This window comes from Amycolatopsis sp. NPDC051371 (assembly GCF_040682155.1).
Lineage (GTDB): Bacteria > Actinomycetota > Actinomycetes > Mycobacteriales > Pseudonocardiaceae > Amycolatopsis.
This window is the reverse complement of the sequence record NZ_JBFBAG010000036.1, coordinates 65,203-91,249: the sequence shown is the minus strand read 5'-3', so window position 1 is coordinate 91,249 and position 26,047 is coordinate 65,203. Positions and strand designations below refer to the sequence as shown.

The window sequence follows — 26,047 nt, the reverse complement described above, 5'->3', positions numbered from 1 at the left end:
ATGTCCACACCCTCGTCCTCGAGGATTTCGGTGCTGGCCTTCGGCGCGTTCGGCGTCGGGACCAGCGGCTACATCGTCGCCGGGCTGCTGCCGGCGCTGACCGGCGAGCTGCACGTCTCGGCCACCGCCGCGGCGCAGCTCGTCACGGCCTTCGCCATCGCGTACGCGATCGGCTCGCCGCTCTTCGCCGCCGTCACCGGCACCTGGGAGCGCCGGACGCTGCTGGTCGCCGCGTTGGTCGTCACCGCCGCCGGCAACCTGTTCGCCGCGCTCGCGCCCGGCTACGGCACGCTCCTGCTGGCCCGGGTGGTGACCGCGATCGGCGCCGCGGTGTTCACCCCGGCGGCCAGTGCCGTCGCGGCCGAGCTGAGCAGCCCCGACCGCCGCGGTCGCGCGATCGCGCTGGTGTTCGGCGGCCTGACCGTCGCGCTCATCTTCGGCGTGCCACTGGGCAGCCTGATCTCGCAGCACCTCGGCTACCGCACGGCGTTCGCGCTGGTCGCCGCGTTCTCGCTGGCGAGCGCGCTGGCCGTGCGGGCGGCGCTGCCGTCGGTCGCCGCGCCACCGCGGGTGAGCCTGGCCGAGCGGTTCGCCGCGGGCCGCGACCCGCGGGTGCTCGTCATGCTGGCCGTGACGGTGCTCGGATGCCTCGCCGCGTTCATGGTCTACACGTTCGTGTCCCCGCTGCTGGCCGCGACCGCCGGCCTCCACGGGACGGCCGTCACGGTCTTGTTGTTCTGCTACGGCGTCGGCGGCGCGGTGGGCAACTTCGCGGGCGGCCGGGCGGCCGATCGCTGGGGTTCGCGCGCGCCGCTGCTCGTCGTGACGGCCGCGATCACCGTCGTCATGGCGCTGCTGCCGATCGCGGCGACGACGCCGGTCGCGGCGGGCGTCGCGCTGTTCGTCTGGGGCCTGGCGACGTGGTCGTTCAGCCCGCCGGTGCAGCACCGGCTGATCGAGCTGGCCCCGGGCCACGCGGGTCTGGTGCTCTCGCTCAACGCGTCGGCGATCTACCTCGGCGTCGGGCTGTCCGGTGTGGTCGGGGGCGCGGTGCTGACGTCCGGCGGACCGCTGGTGCTGCCCGAGGTCGCGGCGGCGCTGACCCTGGTCGCGCTGGTGCTCGTCGGCACGGCGTGGGGCCGCGTCCGCGCGCCGCGGGAAGAAGTCGCGGTGGGCTAGCCGTGGTGGGCCTGGACCTCGCAGTCGGGCCCGGGGTAGACGAGCGCCTCGTGCCCGTCGGCGAACCGCACCAGGTAGGGCGGGGCGCCGTCGGGCCCGCGGACTTCGAGGATCTCGCCGCGCTGTTCGGCCGACCCGACGGTACGGCCGTGTACCTGGATTTCGTCTCCCACTCCTGCGTGCATGACCATCGCCTCCGTGTCCAGGGTAGGAGCGCGGATGGTTCCGCGGTCCCGGCGAACGGGTTAGAATCGGGGCGTGAACGACGAAATCGGAGGCGCCGCGCCTCGGCGCCGGTGAGCCCCGCGATCCGGGTCCGTACGCCCCGCGAGCTGCGGAAGTCCCGGCGGACCAAGGCACATCCCTGTTGGGTCCACCTGGTGGCCGCCCCCCTCTGGCCGTTGCACGGCGCGAACCTCGGCACGCTCTTACGGACTTGTGACGCGGTGGGCGCGTGCCTCGCGGTGCCGCGCTTCCCCTGGGTGCCCGAGGCGCTACGGCGCGGAAACACGTTGCGGCGCCCGGCATGCGTCCACTGGGTGCACGACCCGCCGGGCTGGCTGGCCCGCGAACGGGCGGTCGGCACGCGGGTGGTCGGCGTCGAGCTGGCGGAGGAAGCGGTGCGGCTGGGAGACCTCCCGGCCGCCCGCGGCCGCACGATCGCCGTGCTCGGCCACGAGCAGACGGGGATCCCGCCGGAAGCCCTCGACTTTCTCGACACCGTCGTCGAAATCCCGATGGTGGGCACCGGCGCGAGTCTCAACGTCGCGGTGGCGGGGAGCCTGGTCCTGTACAAACTCGCCGGCCTGCTGTGAGACTCGGTCCTGAGTGGACGGTGCCTTAGCTCGACGCGGCCGCCGCCTTGGCGGCCTTCTTGAACGCGCGGACCTGGGCCAGCGTCTCGGCGCTCGTGACGTCGGCGATCGACCGGCGCGAGCCGCGGTCGCCGTACGCTCCGGCCGCCTCGCGCCAGCCCTTCGGCTGGACGCCGCGCTGCTTGCCCAGCAGGGCCAGGAAGATCTTCGCCTTCTGCTCGCCGAACCCGGGCAACGCCCGCAGCCGCTTGAGGACTTCCGGGCCGTCGGGCTTCGGGCGGCCGTCGAGCCAGAGCCCCTCGGTCCGGCCGTCGTAGTTCTCGATGATGTGCTCCGCGAGCGCGTGGACGCGGCGGGCCATCGAGCCGCCGTAGCGGTGGATGGCCGGCGGCACCACGCACATCTCGACGAACTCCTCGACGTCGGTCGCGGCGATCTTCGCGAGAGCGAAGCCGTCCATGCGATCGGCGATCTTCCGCGGACCGGCGAACGCGTGCTCCATCGGGTACTGCTGGTCGAGGAGCATGCCGACGAGCAGGGCGAACGGGTCGTCGTTGAGCAGCTTGTCGGCGGCCGGGTCGCCGGTCAGGTGCAGTTCGCGCAGCATGCGGTCATCTTGACACAACGGGGCTCATCGAGTTCTCGAGTAGCGCGACGGCGTCGTGCCCAGGTACCGCTTGAAGTGCCGCGTCAGGTGGGCCTGGTCGGTGAACCCGGCGACGGCGGCGACCTCCGCGGCCGGCGAACCGTCGAGCAGCAGCCGGCGCGCCTGGTCGACGCGGCGGCCGGTCAGGTAGCGGTGCGGCGGCAGGCCGAACCGCGCCCCGAAGCAGCGGACGAGGTGCGCCGGGTGCGCGCCGAGCGTCTCGCCGGCTTCGGCCAGCGTCAGCGCTTCGGGCAGCTTCGCGTCGAGGAGGTCCCGCAGGTCGTCCGCGAGGCCGCGCTTCGGCGCGTGGGTCTCCGGCCGTCCGAGGTGGACGCGCAGCCGCTCGGCGACCAGTGCGAGCCGGCTTTCCGCCTCGAGCGCGTCGCCCGGCTCGGCCAGCGACGCGTGCAGCTGGTGGATCCGCGTGCGCAGCAGCCCGTCCGCGACGCTCGGCTGGTCGACCGCCGCGCCCACGAGGTCCTCGCCCAGCACCGACGTCTCCAGGTAGAGCACACGCTTGCGGAAGCCGTGGCTGGTCGCGGCGCGCCCGTCGTGCGCGACGTTCGGCGGCAGCAGCGTCACGGCCGGCCCGAGGGCGCCGTGGTGGTGGCGGTCGAGGTCGTAGCGGATGACGCCGTCGTCGACGATCAGCAGCGTCCACGTGTCGTGCGTGTGCAGCGGGTAGGCGTGCGTGATGAAGCGCGCGTGGAAGACCTCGGCGATCCCCGGGACCGCCGGCCGCCAAGCCGAGACGCGCGCCTCCATGTCAAGAACGTACAAGACGCGGGCGTGGCCGGCGGGCGAGTCTTTCCGCATGAGTTCCTTCGACACGAAGATCGCCGTCCTGCTGCGCGACGACCTGGCGTCCTGGCAGCGGCTCAACGTCACCGCGTTCCTGGTGAGCGGAATCGCCCACGTGACGCCGGAGCTGATGGGCGCCCCTTACGAGGATGCCGACGGCACGGAGTACCTGCCGATGTTCGGCCAGCCGGTGCTGGTCTTCTCGGGCACGGGAGACGTCCTGACGGCGGCGCACACCCGCGCGCTCGGCCGCGGCCTCCGGATCTCGATCTTCACCGACGAGCTGTTCCACACCGGCAACGACGTGGACAACCGGGCGGCGGTCCGCGCGGTGCCGGGGGAGAAGCTGGCGCTGGCCGGGCTGGCGGTGCACGGCCCGAAGAACGCGGTGGACAAGATCCTCAAGGGCGCTTCATTGCACCGTTGAGACCTATCCCCCGCTCCCTCCGCGCGGCAGCATGATCGTGATGCCGCACCAGGCGGCCTCGGGATGGGGAGGTTCCGTGAATTCACTTCGTCGCGCCTGCGTGGTCCTGTCGGCGGCGGCCGGGCTGGGCTTGGCGCTCGTGCCGGTCGCGTCGGCGGACCCGGTGCGGACGGTCGACTACACCTCGGAAGACGGCGCTCGGCCGCTGCAGGGCAGCGCCCACTACGCGGCGCCGGGCGACGAAATCGCCGTCTGGGAGTACAACGGCGTGCTGAAGATCGACGTCCAGTCGGGGCTGAAGGACCTGCGCGTCGAGCTGAGCGCCCCGGCGGGGGAGACCCTGCACCCCGGCACGTACACCGGCGCGCGGTTCCGCGGCCAGAGCGACCCGGCGCCGACGACCCCGGGGATCTTCGTGGTCAGCGGAAACTTCGGCTGCGGCGACCCGTACGCGGACTTCACGATCGACCGCCTCGACGCGACCGGCGTGGACGTCACCTTCGTCCAGCACTGCGACTCTCCGGACGGCCCGGCCACCCGCGGCGAGGTCCACTTCACGGCCTGAGCCGCTCCACCGGCGGCAGCGTCCCGTCAGTCACCCAGGCGACCCAGTCGGCGGGCCGGAACACGCAGTTCCCTGATCGCACCTGGCTCGCGTGTTCGCCGAGCAGTTGCACAGCGCGCCAAAGCTCGTCGTCGGCGTCGTGGCGCTCGAAGGTGACGCGGTTCGCGCCGGTCGCGCAGAAGACCCCGGTGCGAGAGGTCGTCAGCCGGTCCCGGCGCTGGAGAAACCAGCCGTCGGGATCGGCGGGCGTGCCCGCGTCGCCGCCGTAGGTGCGCCAGACCACGTCGGGACCGAGCGTCGGGATCTCGGCGAGGTCGAAGGTGCAAGCGTTTGCGGAGGGTGCGGGCAGCACCGGCCGCCGCTCGGTCCGTAGCAGGGTCAGCTCGAATGCGGCCGCCGTCACCCGGATCCGCAGGGGCGCGAAGAACTCGATCGTGCCGAGGCCGTCGCGCTCCGACCACGACGGTTCTTCCACCGTGTGATCCGCGCTCGGTGGCTCCGCCATTTCGAGGTCGGCGGGATCGGCCGACAGCTCGAAGACCTCGACGACGGAGACCTCACCCGGCACCCGCCGGTACTCCGCGTACGCCTCCAGGCGCAGCGAAACCCGGCTGCCGTCCGTGGTGACCCGCGTCAGGTGGCCGTCGGCAAAGCGCTCCAGGTTCACGGGGCCGTCGCGTGCACCAGGAAGACGCTCCGCACCCGGTCCCCGTCGTCGACCGTGAACGTCCGCGCCGCGGCGTCCACGAACCCCGCCGCCGACGCCAGCGCCGCGGCTCCGCCCTCGTCGAGCGGGAACGACAAGTCCGGCGGCACGAACGGCGCGAACGGCCCCGACGGCTTGAACCGCGTCCCCGACACCACCGAAAACGCCAGCCGCCCGCCGGGCCGGAGCACCCGCAGCCAGTCGGCGAACGCGACCGCCCCCAGGAAGTGCAGCGAGGACGCGCACAGGACCACGTCGGCCGACCCGTCGTCGGCCGGCATCGGCACCGCCGGTCCGACCTGCCACGTGATCAACCCTGCCGGGTCCGACGAAGCGGCCTTCGCCGAAGCCTGCTCGACCATCGCCGGCGAAAGGTCGACAGCCAGCACGCGTCCCGGCTTCAGCCGCAACGCCGCGTACGCCGCGAAGCCCGTCCCCGTGGCGACGTCCAGCACGAGCGCCGGCCCGGAAGGCAGCGGCGCGACCAGCGCGTCCGCCACCTGGGCGTGGAAGGTGTCTTCGTCGTAGTGCTCGGCCGTGCCGTCGAAGAGGGCAGCCCGCGATGCGTCGTCCACGGACCCAACCTAGTCCGGCGGACCAGCGATTTTCAGCGGCCGGCGCCCCGCGAAGCCCAGGTCGATGCGGTGGTACCAGCCCAGCTCGTGATCACCCTCGAGCCAGCACAGCAGCACGTCGGTGCCGTCGAGCTCGGCCGGGAAATCCACCAGCAGCGGCGCGAACCCCCTGAGCTCGGCGCCGGTGTGCTGGACCGTCGTCATCAGGTCGTCGAGCCGGGCCTGCGCGGCCTTCCACTCGGGCAGCCCGCCGAGCTCGGTGGCCCGCCCGCCGGGGCGCAGCGACGCCGCGAGCTCGGCCGCGTCGGCCCGGACGCGCACCAGTTCGTCGAGGACCGGCCGCAGCTTCGCCAGTTCGTCGCGGGCTTCGGCGACGGTGAACAAACCCATCGGCCGATGATCCCACCGGCGCGGTTCAGGCCTCCCGGCGCCGCCGCACCAGCGCGTTGGCCAGCCCGCTGCCGACCAGCAGGAAACCCACGCCGAGCAGGCCGCCGATGAACAGGAAGTCCATGACGCCGTACGCGATGTCGCTCTTCGGCATCAGGTTCACCAGCCGGAAGCCCCAGTCGGGCACGGCCATCGCCGCGACGCCGGGCAGCACGCCGTAGATCAGCCCGCCCAGGATCGGGCCGACCGCCGACAGCGCGCCGAGCGACGCGACGACCAGCAGCAGGATCGCCCCGCCGGCCAGCAACGCGATGCCCAGCGAGTCGCGGTTGGTGCTCAGCGTCGCCTGGATCAGCTGCTGCTGGCGCAGCCCGCCCCAGCTCAGCAGGCCCAGCGCGACCGGCGTGAGCAGCAGCCCGCCCAGCGCGCTGACCAAGTGGGCGACGCCGCGGCGCGGCCGCTCGTCGAGCACGTCAGCGGTGTTTTCGGGGTCTTCGTAGTCCTCGTAATCGTCTTCGTACTCGGCGTACCGATGGGTCGACATGGCCGTCACCTCCCGCATGATGAGTTCACGGATGGCATCGTGCCTTGGTTCACCCGCCGGCGCGACGCTCGCTCGGCGAGCGGTCGGATCGGCTGACCGGCGGTTCCCGCCCCGTGAGCCTCGCCACAAACGGCGGGGGGAGACTTGATACCGGCCACTACTGGAACCATCCAGCTCGGTCAAGCAGTACGCTTGTACCGCTACCGGCGAGACGTATCGAAGAACGCGAAGATCCGCGGAAGGAGCACCGCTGCTCATGGCCAAGATCAAGGTCCAGGGCACCGTCGTCGAACTCGACGGCGATGAGATGACCCGCATTATCTGGCAGTTCATCAAGGACAAGCTGATCCACCCGTACCTGGACGTGAACCTGGACTACTACGACCTGGGCATCGAGGAGCGGGACCGCACCGACGACCAGGTCACGGTCGACTCCGCGAACGCGATCAAGAAGCACGGCGTCGGCGTCAAGTGCGCCACGATCACCCCGGACGAGGCGCGCGTCGAAGAGTTCGGCCTCAAGAAGATGTGGCTGTCCCCGAACGGGACGATCCGCAACATCCTCGGTGGCGTGATCTTCCGCGAGCCGATCGTCATCCAGAACATCCCGCGCCTGGTGCCGACGTGGACGAAGCCGATCATCATCGGCCGTCACGCCCACGGTGACCAGTACAAGGCGACCAACTTCAAGGTCCCCGGCCCGGGCACGCTGACCGTCAGCTACACCCCGGACGACGGCTCCGAGCCGATGGAGTTCGAGGTCGCGAAGTTCCCCGAGGGCGGCGGCGTCGCCATGGGGATGTACAACTTCAAGAAGTCCATCGAGGACTTCGCGCGCGCCTCGCTGCAGTACGGCCTCGACCGCGGCCTGCCGGTCTACCTCTCCACCAAGAACACCATCCTCAAGGCCTACGACGGCCAGTTCAAGGACGTGTTCGAGGAGATCTTCCAGGCCGAGTTCAAGGCCGACTTCGACGCCAAGGGCATCTCCTACGAGCACCGCCTGATCGACGACATGGTCGCGGCGGCGATGAAGTGGGAGGGCGGCTACGTCTGGGCGTGCAAGAACTACGACGGTGACGTCCAGTCCGACACGGTCGCGCAGGGCTTCGGCTCGCTCGGCCTGATGACGTCGGTGCTGCGCACGCCGGACGGCCGGACCGTCGAGGCCGAGGCCGCGCACGGCACGGTCACCCGGCACTACCGCCAGCACCAACAGGGCAAGCCGACGTCGACGAACCCGATCGCGTCGATCTACGCCTGGACCCGCGGCCTCGAGCACCGCGGCAAGCTGGACGGCAACCAGGAGCTGATCGGCTTCGCGAACAAGCTCGAAGAGGTCGTCGTCGAGACCGTCGAGAGCGGTCAGATGACGAAGGACCTGGCGCTGCTCATCAGCAAGGAGCAGCCGTTCCAGACGACCGAGGAGTTCCTCGCGACGCTGGACGACAACCTGGCGAAGAAGATCGCCCAGGGCTGAGCCGCTTTTTTCGAAGCCCCCTTCCCGGTTCGCCGGGAAGGGGGCTTCTTTTGTGCACGGTGTGTCACCGGAAGGTGATGCGGACTGGCGCCTCCGGGTGGTTGCTGCGTCCGGCGCTGTTGGTCTGGGTAAAGGATTGCCTACCCTTGGCGGGGGACGGGCTCGCGGTTGGAGGAAGGCATGTCGAAGAAGACTCTGATCATCTTGGGCGCCATCGTCCTGGTCATCGTCGTTTACGTGATGAACACGGACAAGCAGGCCTCGGGAGCTTCGGCCACCGGCTGCAAGGTCACCGTGACCGCGGACGTGCTCAACGCCCGCGAAACGGCCGACGGCAACGCGAAGGTCGTCGGCAAGTACCTGCGCGACGCCCAGTTCGACGCGCTGCCGGGCGTGCAGAACGGCTTCCGGAAGGTGGCCGACGACAAGTGGGTGGCCGCCGCGTTCACCGAGCCGGTTGCCGGGTCCGCCTGCTGAGTCCTCACACGCCGAGCAGGTCGGCCGCGAGCGTGATGACGCCGAAGGCCGCGGCCGACAGGCCCAGAGTGCGGGCGCGCTTCGGGTCGCGCTTCGCGGCGGCGCGCCAGTAGAGGCCGATGCCGATCGCCAGCATCAGCAGCTCGACGACGGCCGAGACGGCGGGCAGCCGCCAGAGCCCGAAGCCGAACGTGGGCAGATCTCCGGCGTTGCCGGGCAGGATCGGCAGGTCGGCGTGGTGCACGACGAGGTCGAGCAGCCAGTGCGAGAAGACGACGCCGCTCAAGATGAGGCCGGTTTCGCGGCCGAACCAGTGGCTCGCGACCAGGCCGAAGAGGGCGGCGAGGACAAGCGCGCCGACGAGCGAGTGCGTGTAGTCGGCGTGGATGACGCCGCCGCCGTAGCCCTCGCCGTCGACCGTTTCGATGCCGCTGAGGTAGAGCGGCACGAAGACGACGTCGAGCCAGGCGGTGGCGAGCATGAGCGTCCAGACGGGAATGGCCGGCCGGCCCGCCTTGACGGCGGCCGCGAGCCCGAAGTGCCCGGCGATCATCTGCGGGCCTCCGTCCAGGGGAAGCGGGCGTCGAGCACGCCGAGCCCGACGGTGAAGAGGAGGACGGCGAGGATGAAGCTCATGGTTTCTCCGCGTAGTTCGTGAGGCCTTGGACGAGCATGGATTTGAGGACTTCGAAGCTCTGGTCGACGTCTTCGGGGCGCCCGAAGCCACCGGACGCTTCGAGTCCGGCGAACCCGTGCGCGGCGGCGCGGATGCACCGGGTGGCGTGGACGGCCTGGACGTGGTCGAAGCCGAACGGCCTGAGCACGGCGAAGACGACCTCGGCGACGGCGTGGGTGGCCCGGCTCAGCTCGGTGTCCGCTTCGTCGGGCGCGGTCGCCAGGGCGTTGGTGCGGTGGGGATGGCGCCGCAGGTAGGCGCGGTAGGCGTCGGCGAGCGCTTCGACGGCGCCCGCGCCCTCGCGTCCGGTGGCGGCGGTCCTCAGTGCGTCGGCCATCTCCTGGACGACTCTGAGGTCGATGAGCCTGCGCAGGCCGGCGAGGTTTTTGACGTGCTTGTAGAGCGAGGGCGCGGCGACGTTCGCTCGGTCGGCGACCTTCGCGAGGGTCAGGGCTTCGGCGCCGGCTTCGTCGACGATCTTGAGGGCCAGGTCGACCACCGCTTCGGTGGTCAGTCCTGCTCTAGGGGACATCGGTTCGGCTACTTGGCATAGCTTTAAAGCTAATGGTCTTAGCTTGAGGCGTCAAGGCGCGGTTTTTGTCGGTGGTGGGTGCTAGAAGTGATCAGGTCGAAGTTCGCAGGTGAGCGGAGGGGAGGCGACGTCCCGGGGACGGACGACAACTGAATGCGGCACGGCTCGAGGCGGTGTCCGCGGGGTCTCCAGGGGGAGTTCCGCGGGCGTGGGGCGCCGAGGGTGTGCGGCGGCTCGGCGGGCCGGGGTGAGGACGCCTGGGGACCGCGCTCGGACGGGGGTCGGAGCGCGGGGGCGAGATTCCTCCGGACCCGCTGAGACGGCGAACGTGCGGCGGCGCAGCCGCTGCGCTCGGTCGGGCGAAGCTGTACAGCTACGCGGCGGCGCCCGGCGGCAGTGGCCGAGCGAAGCCGAGGCTTCTCCGGATGACGCCGGAGCGCGGTGAGCTCTCGTTGGCGCACGGCGGAGGCGGTTCGGAGTGCGCTTTCGTCCAGCTGCGCGGAGAGGGCTGGCTGCGTAAGCGAACGTGTCCGAGCCGAGCCGAGCCGAGCCGAGCCGAGCCGAGCCGAGCCGAGCCGAGTGAAGCTGAGCTAGGTGGGCCAAGTCTGAGTGCCGAGCCGGCGAGCCGAGCCTGGGCGGCCGTCAGAGCACGATGGTCAGGTCCTCTTCCGCGACCAGCACCTCACCGCCGAACTCTGCACGCGCCTCAGCGGCAGCCGCCGCGCGGTCGGTGCCGGGCCAGAAGTGGGTCAGCATGAGCCGGCGCGCTCCGGCTCGCTCGGCCCAGTGGCCCGCCTCCGCCGCGGTCATCAGAAACCGGGGCTCTCCCTCGGCCGGTGGGGTGCGGAGGGTGGCGTCGCAGATGAACAGGTCCGCGTCGCGCCCCAGCTCGGCCAACGCCGGCGACGGTCCCGTGTCCCCGGTGTACGCCACCGTGAGCCCGGGTGCCGTCAGCCGCACGCCGAAGTTCGGCAGGTAGTGCGGCAGCGGGTACGTCGTGAGCCGGAACGGTCCGACGTCGGCCGGTGCGCCGAGGTCGTGCACCTCGAACAGCTCCGCCGGGTGCGGCCGCGGCTCCATCGCCTCCAGGCGCCGGACCGTGCCGGGCGTGCAGTGCAACGGCAACCGCGGCGACCCACCACCCGTCTCGGCCGTGTAGTACCAAGCCCGCCCGAGCGCGCTCACGTCCGCGCAGTGGTCGGGGTGCTCGTGCGTCACCACCACGGCGTCGGGCAGCCCGTGCGCGAACAGGCGTGACGCAGCGCCGTACCCGAGGTCGAGGACGACGCGGAAACCTTTGTGCGACAACAAGAATCCCGCGCACGCTCGCCCGGGCTCCGGATACGCGCCGCAGCTGCCCAGCACCGTCAGCTCACCCATGCCCGGCAGTCTGGCAGAGCGGCCACCGATCCGGGGTACGTGAGCCGGTAGCGTGCGGTCCGTGCTGACCGTCTCCACCGTGAACGTCAACGGCCTCCGCGCCGCCGCCAAAAAAGGCTTCGTCGAGTGGCTCGCCGCCACGAAGGCCGACGTCGTCTGCTGCCAGGAGGTGCGCGCCACGGCGGAGCAGCTTCCCGCCGAGGTCGTCGAACCCGAAGGCTGGTTCGCGGTGCACGCCGCCGCCGCCGTCAAGGGGCGCAACGGCGTCGCCGTCTACAGCCGCGCCGAGCCCGAAGAGGTCCGGATCGGCTTCGGTGAGCCCGAGTTCGAGGACAGCGGCCGCTACCTCGAAGTCCACCTGACGAACGTCGTGGTCGCGAGCCTCTACCTCCCCAGCGGGGACGTCGGCACCGAGCGCCAGGACGAAAAAGAGCGCTTCATGGCCGCGTTCCTGCCCTACCTCGTCGAGCTCCGCGCCAAGGCCGCCGCGGCCGGGCGCGAGGTCGTCGTCGTGGGGGACTGGAACATCGCCTACGACACCGTCGACCTCAAGAACTGGCGCGGCAACCGCAAGAACTCCGGCTTCCTCCCCGAGGAACGCGCCTGGCTCGGCCGCGTCTACACCGAGGCCGGCTACGCTGACGTCCAGCGCCGCCTCGACCCCGAAGGCCCCGGCCCCTACACCTGGTGGTCCTACCGCGGCCAGGCCTTCGACAACGACTCCGGCTGGCGCATCGACTGCCAGCTCGCGACCCCGGGCCTCGCGGAGAAGGTCGTCGACGTCGTCGTCGAGCGCGCCGCCGCCTACGACCAGCGCTGGTCCGACCACGCGCCGGTCACCGCCACCTACGACATCTAGGCCGCGCGGGCCGCGCGCCAGGTCGCGCTGTCCACGAAGTGGTTGTCGAACCGGTCCTGTGACGCCAGGATCTCCGCCGGCGACGCCTCGCCCCGCCGGATCCGGTCGATCATCCGGAAGTATTCGAAGCGCTCGACGCCGGGTGTGAACACGATCAGCACGTCCGCGCCCGACCGCGAAGTCGCGCCGAAGGCGTGGTTCGTGTGCGGCGGCACGAACAGCATGTCGCCGGTCCGCACCGTCACGACGTCTTCGCCGTTCAGGACCTCCAGCTCCCCGTCCAGCATGAAGAACATCTCGGCCGACGAGGTGTGGAAGTGCGGCGTCGCGCCGTCGCGCCCGCGGCCCAGCGACGCGCGGTTCGTGCTCAGGTGCCCGCCGGTCTGGGAGACGTCCGCGAGCAGGGTCATCGTGTCGGGGGTCGAGCCGAGCTGCTCGGCTTCGTCGTGGCGTACCAGCAATGTCGTCATGCGAGAGATGGTTCCACGACTGATAGTTCGCTGTCAAACTATCGGGCAACGAATAGTGTTGGCGTCGAATAGAGTGGGCAGGGTGAGTGACGAAGACGCCGTCGACGCCGTCGTGTCGGCCTGGCACCGCGAACGCCCCGACCTCGACCTGACCGCGATCGGCGTGGCCGGCCGGATGGGCCGGCTCGCGCTCGTGCTGGGCCCGGCCCAGGAACGCGTGTTCGGCAAGTTCGGCCTGCAGCGCGGGGAGTTCGACGTCCTGGCGGCGCTGCGCCGGTCCGGGCCGCCCTACACGCTGATCCCGTCCGAGCTGTCCGCGACGCTGATGATGTCCCGCGCGGGCATGACGAGCCGCCTCGACCGGCTGGAGAAGGCCGGGTTCGTCGAGCGCGCGCTGGACCCGAACGACCGCCGCAGCTTCCGGATCCGCTTGACGGACAAGGGTTTCGACGCCGTTGACGCCGCGATGACCGAGCACACCGCGAACGTCTCCGAGCTGCTGTCGGGACTGTCCGGAAAGGAGCTCGGCCTGCTCGACGACGTCCTGCGCAAGCTCCTGGACCACCTGGATCCCCGGCCCTGACACCGAAAAGGGCCTCCCCAGCGGTGTGCCGGGAAGGCCCTTCTCGCCGCGCCCGGCTCAGCAGGACAGGTTGCTGCCCGTCGGAACCCCGAGGATCCCGGTGATCTGGGTGTACTTGTCGATCCGGCTCTGCACCTGCGCCGGGTTGCCGCCGTTGCACTCGATCGAGCCGTTGATGCTGCGGATGGTCTCGCCGAACCCGCGCTGGTTGACCATCGCGTCGTGCGGCGTCATCGTGCCCGGCCCGGTCTGGGTGTTCCAGTACCAGAGCCCGGTCTTCCACGCGACGGCCGCGTTCTGCTCGACCTGGTACGGATTGCCGAGCAGGTCGATGCCCAGCGCGTCGCCGGCGGCCTTGTAGTTGAAGTTCCAGCTCAGCTGGATCGGGCCGCGGCCGTAGTAGGCGGCCTGGCCGGCGGGACAGCCGTACGACTGGCTGGCGTCGCAGTAGTGCGGGTAGTTCGCGGTGTTCTGCTCGACGACGTAGACGAGGCCGCCGGTCTCGTGGTTGACGTTCGCCAGGAACGCCGCCGCTTCCTGCTTCTTCACCGTGTCGTCGCCGGTGTTGGCGAAGCCGGGGTAGGCCGACAGCGCGTCGGTCAGGCCGCTGTAGGTGTAGAAGCTGTTGCGGCTCGGGAAGATCTGGTTGAACTGGGCCTCGCTGACGATGAAGGAGGCGTCCGGCGCGGCGGACGCGGTGGTGGCCGGGAGCACGACGGCGGCGGCCGCCGCGGCGAGCGCGCTCACCGCCACGCCGGTGCGCTTCAAGAACCGGGTAATCGTCATTCGGGACTCCTCTTGATCACGCCGGTCGTGCGCGGTCCGACCGAGCCGAATGGGTTACACCAAGAGGTATAGACCAATCACTTTCGTGCTAATAGTTTTCCGAATAAGACTGCGCGATCGGAGCAGCGGGGACTGCGGCGAATGGCAGAGGGTGAGCCCGGATTGCGACGAACGAGTGAGGGTCAGTGGACAACCCTCGGTCATTCTCTACTTTGTGTAGGAGCGTTCCGCCTTCCGCAACACCCACTCGGGTGGCGGCGTGAACCTTGGGGGTGCCCGGATCGTGTTCCTGGTTGGGGGCTAGTCTCGGCCGCCGAGTCAGTCAGTACCCCAGGGTCTTGACACACTCGGTAGTTTTTTGACCAGCAGCACGCAGCGTCTCACTCGGATGGGTGAGCGTTTCGCTCGTCACTCGCGGGAGGCACTCCGGTGCGCAACCCAGGTCAAAGCCTGATGCGGTCCACGCTGCGCGGATTCCGCGCGGCCGCGGTGGTCGCGCTCGTCCCGGCCGCCTTGGTGCTGGCCGGCGGCGGGAACGCGTTCGCCGACGTCGTGACCGCGCAGGCGGACTCGGGCGCGGAGAGCTTCGGCGTGCTCGGCCCGGTCGGGCTGGTCGCGGTCGCGCTCGGCATCGTCGGCATGACGCTGGGTGTGCTGCGCCAGCGCCGGAAGGCCCGCATCGCCGAGGCCGCCCCGGCGGTTCCGGAAGCTCCGGGCCCGGTGACGGCCATGGCCGAAGCGGTCCTCGGCGAGCCCGACGCCACGCCGACCCGCCCGTTCCTCACGCAGCGCCCGCACGCCTGAGCCCGCTCGCGCCTCTGCCGCGACGCGGCGCCGGCCTGGGGCCCACACCGTGTCGACCCTCCTGATCACGCGAGTCGACCTCCCGGTCACGTGAGTTGCCCATCCGCGCGTCGCGGCTGGCGAGACCCTCCCGGTGCGGCGTCCTCGTCGGCGCCGTTCATCGCGTCCCGTCTTGGAAGAATCCCCAGCTTGGGCCCCCTCGGCACCCGCCGCGCGGCCCGGCCTGGAAGAATCCTCACGTGTCCGAAGAGCAGACCGTCGCAGCCGAACGCCGTCCGCGGGTCCTGTCCGGGATCCAGCCGACCGCCGACTCGTTCCACCTCGGCAACTACCTCGGCGCGCTGCGCCAGTGGGTGCGGCTGCAGGACACGCACGAGCCGTTCTACTGCGTGGTCGACCTGCACGCCATCACCGTCGAGCAGGACCCGAAGGTGCTGCGCCAGCGCACCCGCGTCTCGGCCGCCCAGTTGCTCGCCATCGGCATCGACCCGCGGCGCAGTGCCCTGTTCGTGCAGAGCCACGTCCCGGAGCACGCCCAGCTGAGCTGGGTCATGGAGTGCCAGACCGGGTTCGGCGAGGCCGGCCGGATGACGCAGTTCAAGGACAAGTCCGCGAAGCAGGGCTCCGACCGCTCCAGCGTCGGCCTGTTCACCTACCCGATCCTGCAGGCCGCGGACATCCTGCTCTACCAGGCCGACGCGGTCCCGGTCGGCGAGGACCAGCGCCAGCACCTGGAGCTGACGCGCGACCTCGCGCAGCGCTTCAACAACCGGCTGGGCAAGACGTTCGTCGTGCCCGAGCCGTACATCATCAAGGACACCGCGAAGATCTACGACCTCCAAGACCCGACGGCCAAGATGAGCAAGTCGGCCTCCAGCGCCAACGGGATCGTGGAACTGCTCGAGGACCCGAAGCGCTCGGCGAAGAAGATCCGCTCGGCGGTCACCGACACCGGCCGCGAGGTCAAGTTCGACACCGAGAACAAAGCGGGCGTCTCGAACCTGCTGTCCATCTACTCAGCGCTGACCGACCGGTCGATCGCGGACCTCGAAGCGGCGTACGAGGGCAAGGGCTACGGCGACCTGAAGAAGGACCTCGGCGAGGTGTTCGTCGAGTGGGTGACGCCGATCCAGGAGCGCGCGAAGTCCTATTTGGACGATGTGGCGGAGCTGGACAAGGTCCTGGCGGCGGGGGCGGAGCGGGCGCGCGACGTGGCGTCGAAGACGCTGGCCAAGACGTACCAGCGGATCGGATTCCTCCCGCCGGTACGGTGAAACTGATCCTGCTGAACGGCCCGCCGGGCAGCGGCAAGTCGACGCTCGCCCGGCGCTACGCCGACGCCCATCCGCCGGCGCTCGCACTGGACGTCGACCGCGTCCGCGCCATGATCGGCGGCCGGCGGGAGAACGCCGGTGAAGCCGGTCTGCTCGCACGCGACATCGCGGTGGCGGCGGCGCGCACGCACCTGAGCGCGGGCCACGACGTCGTGGTGCCGCAGCTGCTCGCCCGTCCGGGCTTCGCCGAGCGGCTCGAAGCGCTGGCCGCCGAGACCGGCGCCAGCTTCCACGAGATCGCGCTCCTGCCCGGCCTCGCGGAGACTCGCCGGCGCTTCGCCGGGCGCTGTTCGTCGGAGATCGAGACGGCGGAGCCGCTCACGGAGGAAGACCTGGCGGCGGCCTACGAGCGCGTGGCCGCCTACGCCGCGACGCGGCCGCGAGCGTCGATCCTGCGCGACGAGGATGCCTACCCGGCTCTCCTCGCATCCCTCACGTAGGCCGCTCGCGTTGCGGGAGTCACCGGGCGTGGTTAGCGTTTCACAGTGGCGAACGAAGAAGAGAAGGAAAAGCTCCTGCCGCGGCTGCGGCGGAAGTACCCGTGGCTCGATCACCTGATCCGGGCGAACGAGGCCTTCACCGAGCGGTACGGCAACCACTACGCCGCCGCGATCACCTACTTCAGCGTGCTGTCCGTCTTCCCGCTGTTCATGGTCGCGTTCGCCGTGGTCGGGCTGGTCGTCAACCACGACCAGACGATCATCACGAAGATCACCGACGGCATCAACAGCTCCGTGCCCGAGGGCCTGAAGGACCTCGTGAACGGCATCGTCAAGGGCGCGCTGGACTCCGGCGGCGGCATCGGGATCTTCGGCCTGCTCATCGCGCTCTACTCCGGCATCGGCTGGATGTCGAACCTCCGTGACGCGCTCACCGCGCAGTGGGGCCAGGAGAAGCAGGCGCAGCCGGTCGTCAAGCAGACGCTCAAGGACTTCGTCGCGCTCATCGGCCTCGGGGTCGCGCTGATCGTCTCCTTCGCGCTGACCGCGGTCGGCGGTGGTGTCGGGCAGTTCCTGCTCGAACTCGTCGGGCTCGAACACCAAACCTGGGCGATCTACCTGCTGCGGGCGGCGACGATCGTGCTCGGCCTGCTCGCCAACACGCTCGTCTTCCTCTGGGTGATCGCCCGGCTGCCACGCGAACGGGTCGAGCTTCGCAGCGCCGTCAAGGGCGCCGCGGTCGCCGCCGTCGGGTTCGTCATCCTGCAGCAGGTCGGCTCGATCTACCTGGCCAGCGTCACGAAGTCGCCGTCGGCCGCGCTGTTCGGGCCGGTCATCGGGCTGCTCGTGTTCGCGAACCTCGTCTCACGCTTCCTGCTGCTCATCACGGCGTGGACCGCGACGGCGAAGGAGAACCAGCGCACCGTCGTCGTGCCCCCGCCGCCGGTGCGGCTCGAGCAGAGCGTCACCGTGCAGCGCGGGCCGGGGCTCGGCGCCGTCGCGGGAGCGTTCAGCGCCGGCGCGCTGCTCGCGTGGCTGGGTGGCCGCCGCAAGCCTTGACAGCGAGCGGGTCGGTAAAGAAACTGAACCGGTAAGAAATCTGAACCGGAGGTTTCATGCTGGACGCCGCCCGCGAGTGTGCCGCCCTCGCCCGGACGCTCGCACCCGTCACCGAGCAACGCCGCGCGTTGCCCGCGGAGCTCGTCGCCAAGCTGACCGACGCCCAGCTCCTGCGCAGTGGCGTCCCCGGCTACCTGGGCGGACCCGAAGCGCCGCCCGCCGTCAGCCTCGAGACGGCGGAGACGGTCGCGCGCGGCGACGCCTCGGCCGGCTGGTGCGTTTCGATCGCCGTGACGAGCAGCCTGCTCTCCGCCTACGCCCCGCGAAAGTGCGCTGAAGAGGTCTTCGGTGACCCTCGGACGGTCGCCGCGGGAGTCTGGGCGCCGCGCGGGACGGGACAGCGCGTGGATGGCGGCTACATCGTGTCCGGTCGCTGGGCGTTCTGCAGCGGCATCCCGCACTGCGACTGGCTTTTCGCCGGGTTCGTGCACGAGAAGGCGTTGTACGTCGCCGCGTTGCCGAAGGCCGAGATCGAAGTGCTCGACACCTGGCACACGAACGGCCTGCGCGGCACCGGCAGCCACGACTGCGTGGCCGACGAGCTGTTCGTCCCCGAGCACCGCGTCTTCTCCGTGATGGGCGGCCCGCCCGCGGAAGCCGTCGCGCTGCACCGATTCCCGCTCTTCGGCTACTTCGCGCTGTCGGTCGCGGCGGCCGCGCTGGGCAACGCGCGCGGCGCGATCGACGACCTGGTCGAGCTCGCCTCGACGCGCAAGCCCCTCGGCTCGAGCCGATCGCTGGCCGAACGGTCGCAGACCCAGGCCGCCGTCGCGGAGGCCGAAGCCGCCCTGCGCGCGGCGCGACTGCTCTTCTACACGAGCATCGACGACGCGTGGCAGGCCGCACAGGGCACCGAACCGGTGCCGGACGCGCTCAAGCTGGGCCTGCGTCTGGCTGCCACGCACGTCACGCGCACCGCCGCGAAGGTCGCCGAAAGCATGTACGACCTGGGCGGCGGCGCGGCGATCTACGAGACTTCGCCGTTGCAGCGCCGCTTCCGCGACGCCCACACGGCGACCGCCCACTTCCAGGTCAACCCGGCCAGCTTCGAGCTGTCCGGCAAGCTGCTGCTGGGCGTCCCCGCCCGCACCGAACAGCTCTGAGGAGTCCCGTGCCCGTCAACGCCCAGTACCGCCTCGCCGCCCGCCCGGCCGCCGGGCTGCCGAAGGACACCGACTGGCAGTACACCGAAGAAGCCGTCCCGTCGCCCGGCGAGGGGGAGTTCCTCGTCGAGGTCCGCTACCTCTCGCTGGACCCCGCGATGCGCACGTGGATGAACGCCGGCCGGTCGTACGTGCCGCCGGTCGGAATCGGCGAGGTCATGCGCGCGGCCGGGATCGCCGAGGTCGTCGAGTCACGCCACCCGGGCTTCCGGGCCGGGCAGAGCGTGTTCGGCACCTTCGGGGTCCAGAACTTCGCCGTCTCGGACGGCAAGGGCGTCACGATCGTCGACACGTCGCTGGCCCCGGCGCCGACGTTCCTCGGCACGCTCGGGATCAGCGGGATCACCGCGTACTTCGGGCTGTTCGACGTCGGCAGGCCCGAGCCGGGCCAGACCGTCGTGGTGTCGGCCGCGGCCGGGTCCGTCGGCATCGTCGTCGGTCAGCTCGCCAAGATCCACGGCTGCCGCGTCGTCGGCATCGCCGGTGGTCCGGAGAAGTGCCGGACGCTGGTCGAGGAGTACGGCTTCGACGCCGCCGTCGACCACCGTGCCGGGAACGTCCGCCCCGATCTCAAGGAGCACGCGCCCGACGGCATCGACGTCTTCTTCGACAACGTCGGCGGTGACGTCCTCGAAGCAGCGCTGGCCCGGCTCGCGCGCGGGGCCCGAATCGTGCTCAGCGGCGCGGTTTCCCAGTACAACAGCACCGAAGGCCCGCGTGGCCCGGCCAACTACATGCTGCTGCTGGTGCGGCGCGCGTCGATGACCGGGTTCGTCTTCTCCGACTACGCCGAGCGCTACCCGGAGGCGATCGCGGCGCTGGCCGGCTGGCTGGGCGAAGGCAAGCTGAAGCCCCGCGAAGACGTCGTCGAAGGCGGGATCGCGAAGTTCCCGGAGACGCTGCTCAAGCTGTTTCGCGGCGAGAACACCGGCAAGCTGGTGCTGGCGCTGTGACCGACCTGCGGCACCGGTTCACGCACGACTCGGTCGGCCGGGCGCTCGACCTGGTCGGCGAGCGGTGGAGCCTGCTCATCCTGCGCGAGACGTTCTTCGGCGTGCGGCGCTACGGCGAGTTCGCGCGCAACCTGTCGATCCCGCGCCCGACGCTGTCCGCCCGGCTCAAGACGCTCGTCGAGGCGGGCGTGCTGGCGCGCGTCGAAGAGGTGCCGGAGCGCCCCGAGTACCACCTCACCCCGGCCGGGCGGGAGCTCTTCGGTGCTGTCGTCACGCTGATGCAGTGGGGGGACAAGCACCTCGCCGGTCCGGAGGGGCCGCCGATCCTGTTGCGGCACAAGGACTGCGGCGAGATCGCGGAAACATTCGTCGCGTGTGGACACTGCGGCGGCGCGATCGCCACCGGCACCGTGACGCCGGAGCCCGGCCCTGGGTTCCGCTAGTTCGAGGCCTTCTTGCGCTGGTTCCCGACCACGAACCCGCCGACGATGATGAGGAACACCACCAGCGTGATGATCCAGCCGGTGACGCCGAACGGGTCCTCCTTGGCGGCGGGCGACGCGGCCGAGGACGTCCCGCTGTTGCCGGTGCCGCCGTCGGCGGCCGCGGACGGGTCGCCGCTTTCGGGCGTGGTCACCGGGGCCTGGTAGCTGATCTGGCCGACCGGCACGGCGCGGTCGGCTTCCAGGGCGAAGCCGTAGTCGAGCAGCTTCGCCGCCTGGTCGACGACCTTCGTCGGCTTCTGCTCGGCCCGCAGCATGACGACCGCGAGCCGCTTGCCCTTCTGCTGCGCCGCGCCGACGTAGGTGTGGCGGGCGTCGTCGGTGAAGCCGGTCTTGCCGCCGAGGAAGCCGGGGTAGACGCCAAGCAGCTTGTTGTCGTTGTAGACCGGGATGGCCGGTTTGCCGCCGGTCCCCGGGATTTCGAAGTTCTTCGTCGAGACGACCTTCGCGAACTCCGGCTGCTTCATCGCGTAGTGGAAGATCAGGCTCAGGTCGTAGGCCGAGGTCGACATGCCCGGCCCGTCGAGCCCCGACGGCGTCGCGGCGCGCGTGTCGTGCGCGCCGATGCGGGCCGCCAGCGCGTTCATCTTGGCCACCGCGGCGTCGACCCCGCCGAGCGCGGTGGCGAACGCGTGCGCGACGTCGTTGCCCGAGTGCATCAGCAGGCCGTGCAGCAGCTGGTCGACGGTGTACTGGCCACCGGCGACGAGGCCGACGCAGGTGCACTCCTGCTCCGCGTCCTCCTTCGTCGCGACGATCACCTGCTGCGGGTTCAGCTGGGTGACGACGGCGAGCGCGAGCAGCGTCTTGATCAGCGACGCGGGCCGCTCGCGGGCGTGCGGGTCCTTCGCCGCGACGACCGCGCCGGTGTCGAGGTCCTGCACCACCCACGACGCCGCGGTGTTGCCGTCCGGCGGGTTGAGCGCGCCGTCCGGGGTGACCAGGCCGCACTCGGCCATCCGCGGGCCGCCGACCGGGACGGCGGGCACGGCCAGCGCCGGCGGGGCCTGCTTGCCGGGCGCGGGCCTCTCCGACGTGTCGACGGGGGCCGGCGGGGCCTGGCGGTTCGCACACTGGCCCTGCTGCGGCGCCGCGGCCGCGAGGACCGGGGTGCTCAGGGCCAGGAGGGCGGCGGCGAGCGTCGTCGTGAGGACCTTGAGCGACCGGGAGACAGCGGAGTGCACCCACGCAATCTAGCGCCGAGGCGCGGGTCGCATACTCAGGGGCATGCGCATTTCGCGAGGCACCTCGCTGTTCCTGCTGGCCTTCGGCGTGTGGTCGTGGATCATCTGGATCACTTTCGCCAAGAACCTGTGGGCGAGCGACCAGTCCTGGACGCCCGACGGCTCGCCCACCGCGTACTTCGTGGTGCACGCGGTGCTGACGGTCGTGTCGTTCGTCCTCGGGACGATCATCGGCGTGCTGGGCTGGCGCGGGGTGCGCTCCAAGGTCTCCTCCTGACTTTGGTCGGTGGCGCGCTCTCCGGGGCCGGTTTAGGTTGACGCCACTGACTCTGGAGGTGGAATGTCCCGTTTACGCCGAATAGCGGCTCCGCTCGTGCTGGCCGTCGGGGGCGGCCTGTTCGCCGCGGCGCCGGCCGCGGAGGCCGCGCCGGTCACCTGTGACACGACGAGCACGCCGTACACCTACGTGGTGACCTACCAGCCGGGCACGCGCGCGTCGGCGGTCGACAAGGAGCTGGCGGCCAAGTGCGGCACGAAGGTGGCGTACTACGGCGAGATCGGCGTCGCGATCGCCAGCTCGCGCAACGCGGACTTCCAGCAGAAGATCGGCGTCTACCGGGCGTATTCGGGCGGCAAGGACGTGGCTTCCCAGGGCGCTTCCGCTTCGGCTCGCTCGCTGGGCGCGGTGCGGACGCTGGAGGACACGCGTTCGACGGCGGCCGCGGGTGACCTGTCGGCGCAGCAGTGGGACATGAAGGCGATCCACGCACCCGAGGCGAACAAGAAGTACCAGGGCAGCTCTTCGGTGACCGTCGGCGTGCTCGACTCGGGCATCGACGCGACGCACCCGGCCCTGCACACGGCCGTCTCGCCATCCGCTTCGGCCGGCTGCATCACGGGCGCGCCCGATCTTTCGCCGGCGTCGTGGGCGCCGACGACGTCGGATCACGGGACGCACGTAGCGGGCACGATCGCGGGCAAGGACCCGGCGGCGGGCTTCACGGGCATCGCGCCGGGGGTGCGGCTGGCCTCGGTGAAGGTCGTCAACGACGACGGCTACATCTTCCCGGAGTCGGCGGTGTGCGGGTTCGTCTGGGCAGCCAAGCACGGCTTCCAGGTGACGAACAACAGCTACTACATCGACCCGGGCATGTTCTTCTGCTCGCGCGAGCCGGGCGACGCGGCGGCTTACGAGGCGGTCCGCCGCGCGATCGAGTACTCGACGCACCACGGGGTCCTGAACGTGTCGGCGGCGGGCAACTCGGGCTTCGACACGACTGATCAGACGACGGACCCGAACCGCCCGCACCCGGTGGACTCGTCGTGCGGCATCCTCCCGAAGGCGATCGACGGCGTGGTGACGGTGTCGTCGGTGGGCTACGCGGGCACGAAGTCGTCGTTCAGCAACTACGGCGAGATCGACGTGACAGCGCCTGGTGGGGACTTCTCGCAGACGCCGCCTGAGGGCGCCGGGCCGTCGTGCCCGCTGTCGACAACGGTGTTCGGCGGCCTGTACGGCTCGAAGTGCGGAACGTCGATGGCTTCACCGCACGCGGCGGGGGTTGCCGCTCTGCTGGCTTCACGCTTCCGCGGTCTGCCGCCGCAGCTGCTGGCGAAGGTCCTGACGGGCGAGGCCGACCCGGTGAAGTGCGCGTCGGCGGAGACGGAGTGCACGGGGCCGGCGAGGAACAACTCGTACTACGGCCACGGCCTGGTCAACGCCCTGGACGCGGTCCGCTGACGCAACACCCGACAAAATAGACGGGATGACCACCCAGCGACCCACCTCGAGAAGGTGAGAGGTCAGCGAGACGGGTGGTCATCCCAGAGCCTGCCCGTCCGGCGAGGACAGTCTTTGCTTGTTCTCCGGCGCCGAGAAAGCGGGTCCGACCTCCCCCACCCCTCCGGTCGGATTCTCAGCCGCCGCCCGGGTTTGTCAAGGCGGGAAAGCGTGCCTTGACAAACCCGGCCGCCGGCTGAAATGCAGCTTGGGACGAGGGGCGGGGGAGGTCTGGTGACCTCGTGGTCGGCTTGCTGCCGGCCGCCGGTTGCCTGCCCGCGCAGGACGAAAAGGGCCCCCGCTCAGCCGAGCGGGGGCCCTTCGTCGTCGAGAACGTCAGACGCGCTTGAAGAGCAGCGCTCGCTTCACTTCCTGGATCGCCTTCGTCACCTGGATGCCCCGGGGACAAGCGTCGGTGCAGTTGAACGTGGTCCGGCACCGCCAAACGCCCTCACCGTCGTTGAGGATGTCGAGCCGCTCCTCGGCCCCCTCGTCACGGGAGTCGAAGATGAACCGGTGCGCGTTCACGATCGCCGCGGGCCCGAAGTAAGACCCGTCGTTCCAATACACCGGGCAAGACGAAGTGCAGCAAGCGCAAAGGATGCACTTCGTCGTGTCGTCGAAGCGATCCCGATCAGCCTGGGACTGGATCCGCTCCCGAGTCGGCTCGTTCCCGTACGTGATCAGGTACGGCTTGATCGCCCGGTAAGCCTCGAAGAACGGGTCCATGTCGACGTACAGGTCCTTCAACGTCGTCAGGCCCTTGATCGGGGCGATCGTGATCGTCGTCGGCTTGCCGGACGGGGACAGCAGGTCCTTCATCAGGACCTTGCACGCCAGGCGGTTGATGCCGTTGATCTGCATCGCGTCGGACCCGCACACGCCGTGGGCGCACGACCGGCGGAACGAGAACGTCCCGTCGAGGTAGTCCTTGACGTAGAACAGCAGGTTCAACAGCCGGTCGGTGCGCTGCGCCGGGACCTCGTACGACTCCCAGTGCGGCTCCGAATCCACCTCCGGGTTGAACCGCAGGATCTTCAGCGTGACCGTGATCGGGGTGTGCTCGTCGGAAGCAGAGGACGAAGGAGCTTCGGCAATTGCAGTCATCAGTACTTCCGCTCCATCGGCTCGTAGCGGGTGAAGGTAACCGGCTTGTAGTCGAGCCGGATGTCGGACGCCAGGCCGGTGCCCTGCTTGTACGCCATGGTGTGCCGCATGAAGTTCGTGTCGTCGCGGGTCGGGTAGTCCTCGCGGGCGTGGCCGCCGCGGGACTCCTTGCGCGCGATCGCACCCACGACCAGCACCTCGGCCAGCTCCAGCAGGAAGCCCAGCTCGACGGCCTCGAGCAGGTCGGTGTTGTACCGCTTGCCCTTGTCCGCCACGGTGATCCGCTGGTAACGCGCCTTCAGCGCCTGGATGTCGGTCAGCGCCTGCTTCAGCGTGTCCTCGGTCCGGTACACCGACGCGTGCGAGTCCATCGTCGCTTGCATTTCCTTGCGGATGTCGGCGACGCGCTCGTCGCCGTGCTCCGACAGCAGGCCCGCCAGCTGCTCTTCCACCAGCGTGGTGGGCTCCGCAGGCAGCTCGACGTGCTCGTGCGCCAGCGCGTACTCCGCGGCCGCGATGCCGGCGCGGCGGCCGAACACGTTGATGTCCAGCAGCGAGTTCGTGCCCAGGCGGTTCGAGCCGTGCACGGACACGCACGCGACCTCGCCCGCGGCGTACAGGCCGGGGATGACGTTCTCGTTGTCCCGCAGCGCTTCGCCGTGGATGTTGGTCGGGATGCCGCCCATCACGTAGTGGCACGTCGGGAACACCGGCACCGGCTCCTTCACCGGGTCGACGCCCAGGTAGGTCCGGGAGAATTCCATGATGTCCGGGAGCTTCGCGTTCAGCGTCTCCTCGGGGATGTGCGTGACGTCCAGGACGACGTAGTCCTTGTTCGGCCCGCACCCGCGGCCCTGCAGCACTTCCTGCACCATCGACCGCGCCACGATGTCGCGGGGCGCGAGGTCCTTGATGGTGGGGGCGTAGCGCTCCATGAACCGCTCGCCGGACGCGTTGCGCAGGATCCCGCCCTCGCCGCGGACGGCTTCGGAAATGAGAATCCCCAGGCCCGCGAGGCCGGTCGGGTGGAACTGGAAGAACTCCATGTCCTCCAGCGGCAGGCCCTTGCGGAAGATGATGCCGAGGCCGTCACCGGTGAGGGTGTGCGCGTTCGACGTCGTCTTGAAGATCTTGCCCGCGCCGCCGGTGGCCATCACGATCGACTTCGCCTGGAAGACGTGCAGCTCGCCGGTGGCCAGCTCGTAGGCGACGACGCCGGAGGCGACCGGGTTGCCGTTCTCGTCCGGGCTGGTGACCAGGTCGAGCACGTAGAACTCGTTGAAGAACTCCGTGCCGTACTTGACGCAGTTTTGGTACAGCGTCTGGAGGATCATGTGGCCGGTGCGGTCGGCGGCGTAGCAGGCTCGGCGGACCGCGGCCTTGCCGTGGTCACGGGTGTGCCCGCCGAAGCGGCGCTGGTCGATCTTGCCCTCGGGCGTGCGGTTGAACGGCAGGCCCATCTTCTCGAGGTCGAGGACCGCGTCGATGGCCTCCTTCGCCATGATCTCGGCGGCGTCCTGGTCGACCAGGTAGTCGCCGCCCTTGATCGTGTCGAAGGTGTGCCACTCCCAGTTGTCCTCTTCGACGTTCGCCAGCGCGGCGCACATGCCGCCCTGGGCCGCGCCGGTGTGGGACCGGGTCGGGTAGAGCTTGGTGAGGACCGCGGTGCGGGCGCGCTGGCCGGACTCGATGGCCGCGCGCATCCCGGCGCCGCCGGCACCGACGATCACCACGTCGTACTTGTGGAACTGCATCGAAAAAGTCTCCGT

Annotated in this window: 32 protein-coding genes; 17 read left to right on the top strand and 15 right to left on the bottom strand. The window is 70.3% G+C overall.

Annotated features, from left to right (window positions below):
- Positions 1–1,179: an MFS transporter gene (locus AB0M59_RS36345; protein ID WP_364624487.1), complete on the top strand. Its 1,179-nt coding sequence runs from the start codon at positions 1–3 to the stop codon at positions 1,177–1,179.
- On the opposite strand, the gene AB0M59_RS36340 is transcribed toward AB0M59_RS36345, so the two are convergent.
- Positions 1,176–1,364 carry a DUF1918 domain-containing protein gene (locus AB0M59_RS36340; protein WP_364624485.1) on the bottom strand — a complete coding sequence of 63 codons (189 nt, stop codon included), beginning with the start codon at positions 1,362–1,364 and terminating at the stop codon, positions 1,176–1,178. The genes AB0M59_RS36345 and AB0M59_RS36340 overlap by 4 nt on opposite strands.
- 195 nt (positions 1,365–1,559) lie before the next feature.
- On the opposite strand from AB0M59_RS36340, the gene AB0M59_RS36335 reads away from it, so the two are divergent.
- Positions 1,560–1,994, top strand: a complete 435-nt coding sequence (locus tag AB0M59_RS36335) for a TrmH family RNA methyltransferase (protein WP_364624483.1) — start codon at positions 1,560–1,562, stop codon at positions 1,992–1,994.
- Positions 1,995–2,019: 25 nt separating this feature from the next.
- Here AB0M59_RS36335 and AB0M59_RS36330 read toward each other — a convergent pair whose 3' ends face one another.
- Both AB0M59_RS36330 and AB0M59_RS36325 read right to left on the bottom strand, forming a co-directional pair.
- The gene (locus AB0M59_RS36330) at positions 2,020–2,601 is read right to left on the bottom strand and encodes an HhH-GPD-type base excision DNA repair protein (protein WP_364624481.1); all 582 of its coding nucleotides are present in this window, start codon (positions 2,599–2,601) and stop codon (positions 2,020–2,022) included.
- A 24-nt stretch (positions 2,602–2,625) separates the two neighbouring features.
- On the bottom strand, positions 2,626–3,405 hold the full coding sequence (locus AB0M59_RS36325; protein WP_364624479.1) for an AraC family transcriptional regulator: 780 nt from the start codon (positions 3,403–3,405) through the stop codon (positions 2,626–2,628).
- A gap of 49 nt (positions 3,406–3,454) precedes the next feature.
- Between AB0M59_RS36325 and AB0M59_RS36320 the strand changes: the two genes are divergently transcribed.
- Together AB0M59_RS36320 and AB0M59_RS36315 are read left to right on the top strand one after the other, a co-directional pair.
- On the top strand, positions 3,455–3,868 hold the full coding sequence (locus AB0M59_RS36320) for a DUF2000 domain-containing protein (protein ID WP_364624477.1): 414 nt from the start codon (positions 3,455–3,457) through the stop codon (positions 3,866–3,868).
- Positions 3,869–3,944: 76 nt separating this feature from the next.
- Positions 3,945–4,433 carry a hypothetical protein gene (locus AB0M59_RS36315; RefSeq protein ID WP_364624476.1) on the top strand — a complete coding sequence of 163 codons (489 nt, stop codon included), beginning with the start codon at positions 3,945–3,947 and terminating at the stop codon, positions 4,431–4,433.
- Here the strand turns inward: AB0M59_RS36315 and AB0M59_RS36310 are convergent.
- Genes AB0M59_RS36310 through AB0M59_RS36295 form a run of 4 tightly spaced genes read right to left on the bottom strand, consistent with a single transcriptional unit; the run spans position 4,423 to position 6,648 of the window.
- The gene (locus AB0M59_RS36310; RefSeq protein ID WP_364624475.1) at positions 4,423–5,100 is read right to left on the bottom strand and encodes a hypothetical protein; all 678 of its coding nucleotides are present in this window, start codon (positions 5,098–5,100) and stop codon (positions 4,423–4,425) included. The two genes, AB0M59_RS36315 and AB0M59_RS36310, sit on opposite strands and share 11 nt — an antisense overlap.
- Positions 5,097–5,714, bottom strand: coding sequence for a class I SAM-dependent methyltransferase (locus tag AB0M59_RS36305; protein ID WP_364624474.1), 618 nt, complete (start codon positions 5,712–5,714; stop codon positions 5,097–5,099). The genes AB0M59_RS36310 and AB0M59_RS36305 overlap by 4 nt, the downstream gene beginning before the upstream one ends.
- 9 nt (positions 5,715–5,723) lie before the next feature.
- Positions 5,724–6,104, bottom strand: coding sequence for a DUF2203 domain-containing protein (locus tag AB0M59_RS36300; protein ID WP_364624472.1), 381 nt, complete (start codon positions 6,102–6,104; stop codon positions 5,724–5,726).
- A gap of 25 nt (positions 6,105–6,129) precedes the next feature.
- Positions 6,130–6,648 carry a hypothetical protein gene (locus AB0M59_RS36295; RefSeq protein ID WP_364624470.1) on the bottom strand — a complete coding sequence of 173 codons (519 nt, stop codon included), beginning with the start codon at positions 6,646–6,648 and terminating at the stop codon, positions 6,130–6,132.
- A 256-nt stretch (positions 6,649–6,904) separates the two neighbouring features.
- Between AB0M59_RS36295 and AB0M59_RS36290 the strand changes: the two genes are divergently transcribed.
- Both AB0M59_RS36290 and AB0M59_RS36285 read left to right on the top strand, forming a co-directional pair.
- Positions 6,905–8,128 (top strand): NADP-dependent isocitrate dehydrogenase, encoded by a 1,224-nt coding sequence (locus AB0M59_RS36290; protein ID WP_364624468.1) that lies wholly within the window; start codon positions 6,905–6,907, stop codon positions 8,126–8,128.
- A gap of 180 nt (positions 8,129–8,308) precedes the next feature.
- Positions 8,309–8,605: an SH3 domain-containing protein gene (locus tag AB0M59_RS36285; RefSeq protein WP_364624466.1), complete on the top strand. Its 297-nt coding sequence runs from the start codon at positions 8,309–8,311 to the stop codon at positions 8,603–8,605.
- 4 nt (positions 8,606–8,609) lie between these two features.
- Here the strand turns inward: AB0M59_RS36285 and AB0M59_RS36280 are convergent, their stop codons facing one another.
- The 3 genes from AB0M59_RS36280 to AB0M59_RS36270 all read right to left on the bottom strand — a co-directional run bounded on the left by AB0M59_RS36280 (position 8,610) and on the right by AB0M59_RS36270 (position 11,193).
- Positions 8,610–9,158 carry a permease gene (locus tag AB0M59_RS36280; RefSeq protein ID WP_364624464.1) on the bottom strand — a complete coding sequence of 183 codons (549 nt, stop codon included), beginning with the start codon at positions 9,156–9,158 and terminating at the stop codon, positions 8,610–8,612.
- Between the two features lie 79 nt (positions 9,159–9,237).
- Positions 9,238–9,813, bottom strand: coding sequence for a TetR/AcrR family transcriptional regulator (locus AB0M59_RS36275; protein WP_364624462.1), 576 nt, complete (start codon positions 9,811–9,813; stop codon positions 9,238–9,240).
- A gap of 642 nt (positions 9,814–10,455) precedes the next feature.
- Positions 10,456–11,193 (bottom strand): MBL fold metallo-hydrolase, encoded by a 738-nt coding sequence (locus tag AB0M59_RS36270; protein ID WP_364624461.1) that lies wholly within the window; start codon positions 11,191–11,193, stop codon positions 10,456–10,458.
- Between the two features lie 52 nt (positions 11,194–11,245).
- Between AB0M59_RS36270 and AB0M59_RS36265 the strand changes: the two genes are divergently transcribed.
- Positions 11,246–12,052 carry an exodeoxyribonuclease III gene (locus AB0M59_RS36265; RefSeq protein WP_364624460.1) on the top strand — a complete coding sequence of 269 codons (807 nt, stop codon included), beginning with the start codon at positions 11,246–11,248 and terminating at the stop codon, positions 12,050–12,052.
- Here the strand turns inward: AB0M59_RS36265 and AB0M59_RS36260 are convergent.
- A complete protein-coding gene (locus tag AB0M59_RS36260) occupies positions 12,049–12,522 on the bottom strand; it encodes a cupin domain-containing protein (RefSeq protein ID WP_364624459.1) in 474 nt (157 codons plus the stop codon). The two genes, AB0M59_RS36265 and AB0M59_RS36260, sit on opposite strands and share 4 nt — an antisense overlap.
- An 82-nt stretch (positions 12,523–12,604) precedes the next feature.
- Between AB0M59_RS36260 and AB0M59_RS36255 the strand changes: the two genes are divergently transcribed.
- Complete coding sequence (locus AB0M59_RS36255; protein ID WP_364624457.1) at positions 12,605–13,105, top strand: MarR family transcriptional regulator; 501 nt, start codon at positions 12,605–12,607, stop codon at positions 13,103–13,105.
- Positions 13,106–13,162: 57 nt separating this feature from the next.
- Here AB0M59_RS36255 and AB0M59_RS36250 read toward each other — a convergent pair whose 3' ends face one another.
- Complete coding sequence (locus tag AB0M59_RS36250; RefSeq protein ID WP_364624455.1) at positions 13,163–13,891, bottom strand: chitinase; 729 nt, start codon at positions 13,889–13,891, stop codon at positions 13,163–13,165.
- Positions 13,892–14,344: 453 nt separating this feature from the next.
- On the opposite strand from AB0M59_RS36250, the gene AB0M59_RS36245 reads away from it, so the two are divergent.
- From AB0M59_RS36245 to AB0M59_RS36215, 7 genes are all read left to right on the top strand, one after another.
- Positions 14,345–14,695, top strand: a complete 351-nt coding sequence (locus AB0M59_RS36245; protein WP_364624453.1) for a hypothetical protein — start codon at positions 14,345–14,347, stop codon at positions 14,693–14,695.
- Between the two features lie 239 nt (positions 14,696–14,934).
- A complete protein-coding gene (gene trpS / locus AB0M59_RS36240) occupies positions 14,935–15,969 on the top strand; it encodes a tryptophan--tRNA ligase (RefSeq protein ID WP_364624451.1) in 1,035 nt (344 codons plus the stop codon).
- Complete coding sequence (locus AB0M59_RS36235; protein WP_364624449.1) at positions 15,966–16,469, top strand: AAA family ATPase; 504 nt, start codon at positions 15,966–15,968, stop codon at positions 16,467–16,469. The genes trpS and AB0M59_RS36235 overlap by 4 nt, the downstream gene beginning before the upstream one ends.
- A gap of 45 nt (positions 16,470–16,514) precedes the next feature.
- Complete coding sequence (gene yhjD / locus AB0M59_RS36230; RefSeq protein ID WP_364624447.1) at positions 16,515–17,528, top strand: inner membrane protein YhjD; 1,014 nt, start codon at positions 16,515–16,517, stop codon at positions 17,526–17,528.
- A 56-nt stretch (positions 17,529–17,584) separates the two neighbouring features.
- Positions 17,585–18,691 carry an acyl-CoA dehydrogenase family protein gene (locus tag AB0M59_RS36225; RefSeq protein WP_364624445.1) on the top strand — a complete coding sequence of 369 codons (1,107 nt, stop codon included), beginning with the start codon at positions 17,585–17,587 and terminating at the stop codon, positions 18,689–18,691.
- Between the two features lie 8 nt (positions 18,692–18,699).
- On the top strand, positions 18,700–19,704 hold the full coding sequence (locus AB0M59_RS36220) for an NADP-dependent oxidoreductase (protein WP_364624443.1): 1,005 nt from the start codon (positions 18,700–18,702) through the stop codon (positions 19,702–19,704).
- Positions 19,701–20,147 carry a helix-turn-helix domain-containing protein gene (locus AB0M59_RS36215; RefSeq protein ID WP_364624442.1) on the top strand — a complete coding sequence of 149 codons (447 nt, stop codon included), beginning with the start codon at positions 19,701–19,703 and terminating at the stop codon, positions 20,145–20,147. Before AB0M59_RS36220 ends, AB0M59_RS36215 begins: the two co-directional genes overlap by 4 nt.
- On the opposite strand, the gene AB0M59_RS36210 is transcribed toward AB0M59_RS36215, so the two are convergent.
- On the bottom strand, positions 20,144–21,391 hold the full coding sequence (locus AB0M59_RS36210; RefSeq protein WP_364624440.1) for a D-alanyl-D-alanine carboxypeptidase family protein: 1,248 nt from the start codon (positions 21,389–21,391) through the stop codon (positions 20,144–20,146). The two genes, AB0M59_RS36215 and AB0M59_RS36210, sit on opposite strands and share 4 nt — an antisense overlap.
- Positions 21,392–21,434: 43 nt before the next feature.
- On the opposite strand from AB0M59_RS36210, the gene AB0M59_RS36205 reads away from it, so the two are divergent.
- Both AB0M59_RS36205 and AB0M59_RS36200 read left to right on the top strand, forming a co-directional pair.
- Positions 21,435–21,668: a hypothetical protein gene (locus tag AB0M59_RS36205; protein WP_364624438.1), complete on the top strand. Its 234-nt coding sequence runs from the start codon at positions 21,435–21,437 to the stop codon at positions 21,666–21,668.
- A 63-nt stretch (positions 21,669–21,731) separates the two neighbouring features.
- Positions 21,732–23,132, top strand: coding sequence for a S8 family serine peptidase (locus AB0M59_RS36200; RefSeq protein WP_364624436.1), 1,401 nt, complete (start codon positions 21,732–21,734; stop codon positions 23,130–23,132).
- A 375-nt stretch (positions 23,133–23,507) separates the two neighbouring features.
- Here AB0M59_RS36200 and AB0M59_RS36195 read toward each other — a convergent pair whose 3' ends face one another.
- Together AB0M59_RS36195 and sdhA are read right to left on the bottom strand one after the other, a co-directional pair.
- Positions 23,508–24,278, bottom strand: a complete 771-nt coding sequence (locus AB0M59_RS36195) for a succinate dehydrogenase iron-sulfur subunit (protein WP_284747959.1) — start codon at positions 24,276–24,278, stop codon at positions 23,508–23,510.
- Positions 24,278–26,032, bottom strand: a complete 1,755-nt coding sequence (gene sdhA, locus AB0M59_RS36190; RefSeq protein WP_364624434.1) for a succinate dehydrogenase flavoprotein subunit — start codon at positions 26,030–26,032, stop codon at positions 24,278–24,280. The genes AB0M59_RS36195 and sdhA overlap by 1 nt, the downstream gene beginning before the upstream one ends.
- Between the last annotated feature and the right edge of the window lie 15 nt (positions 26,033–26,047).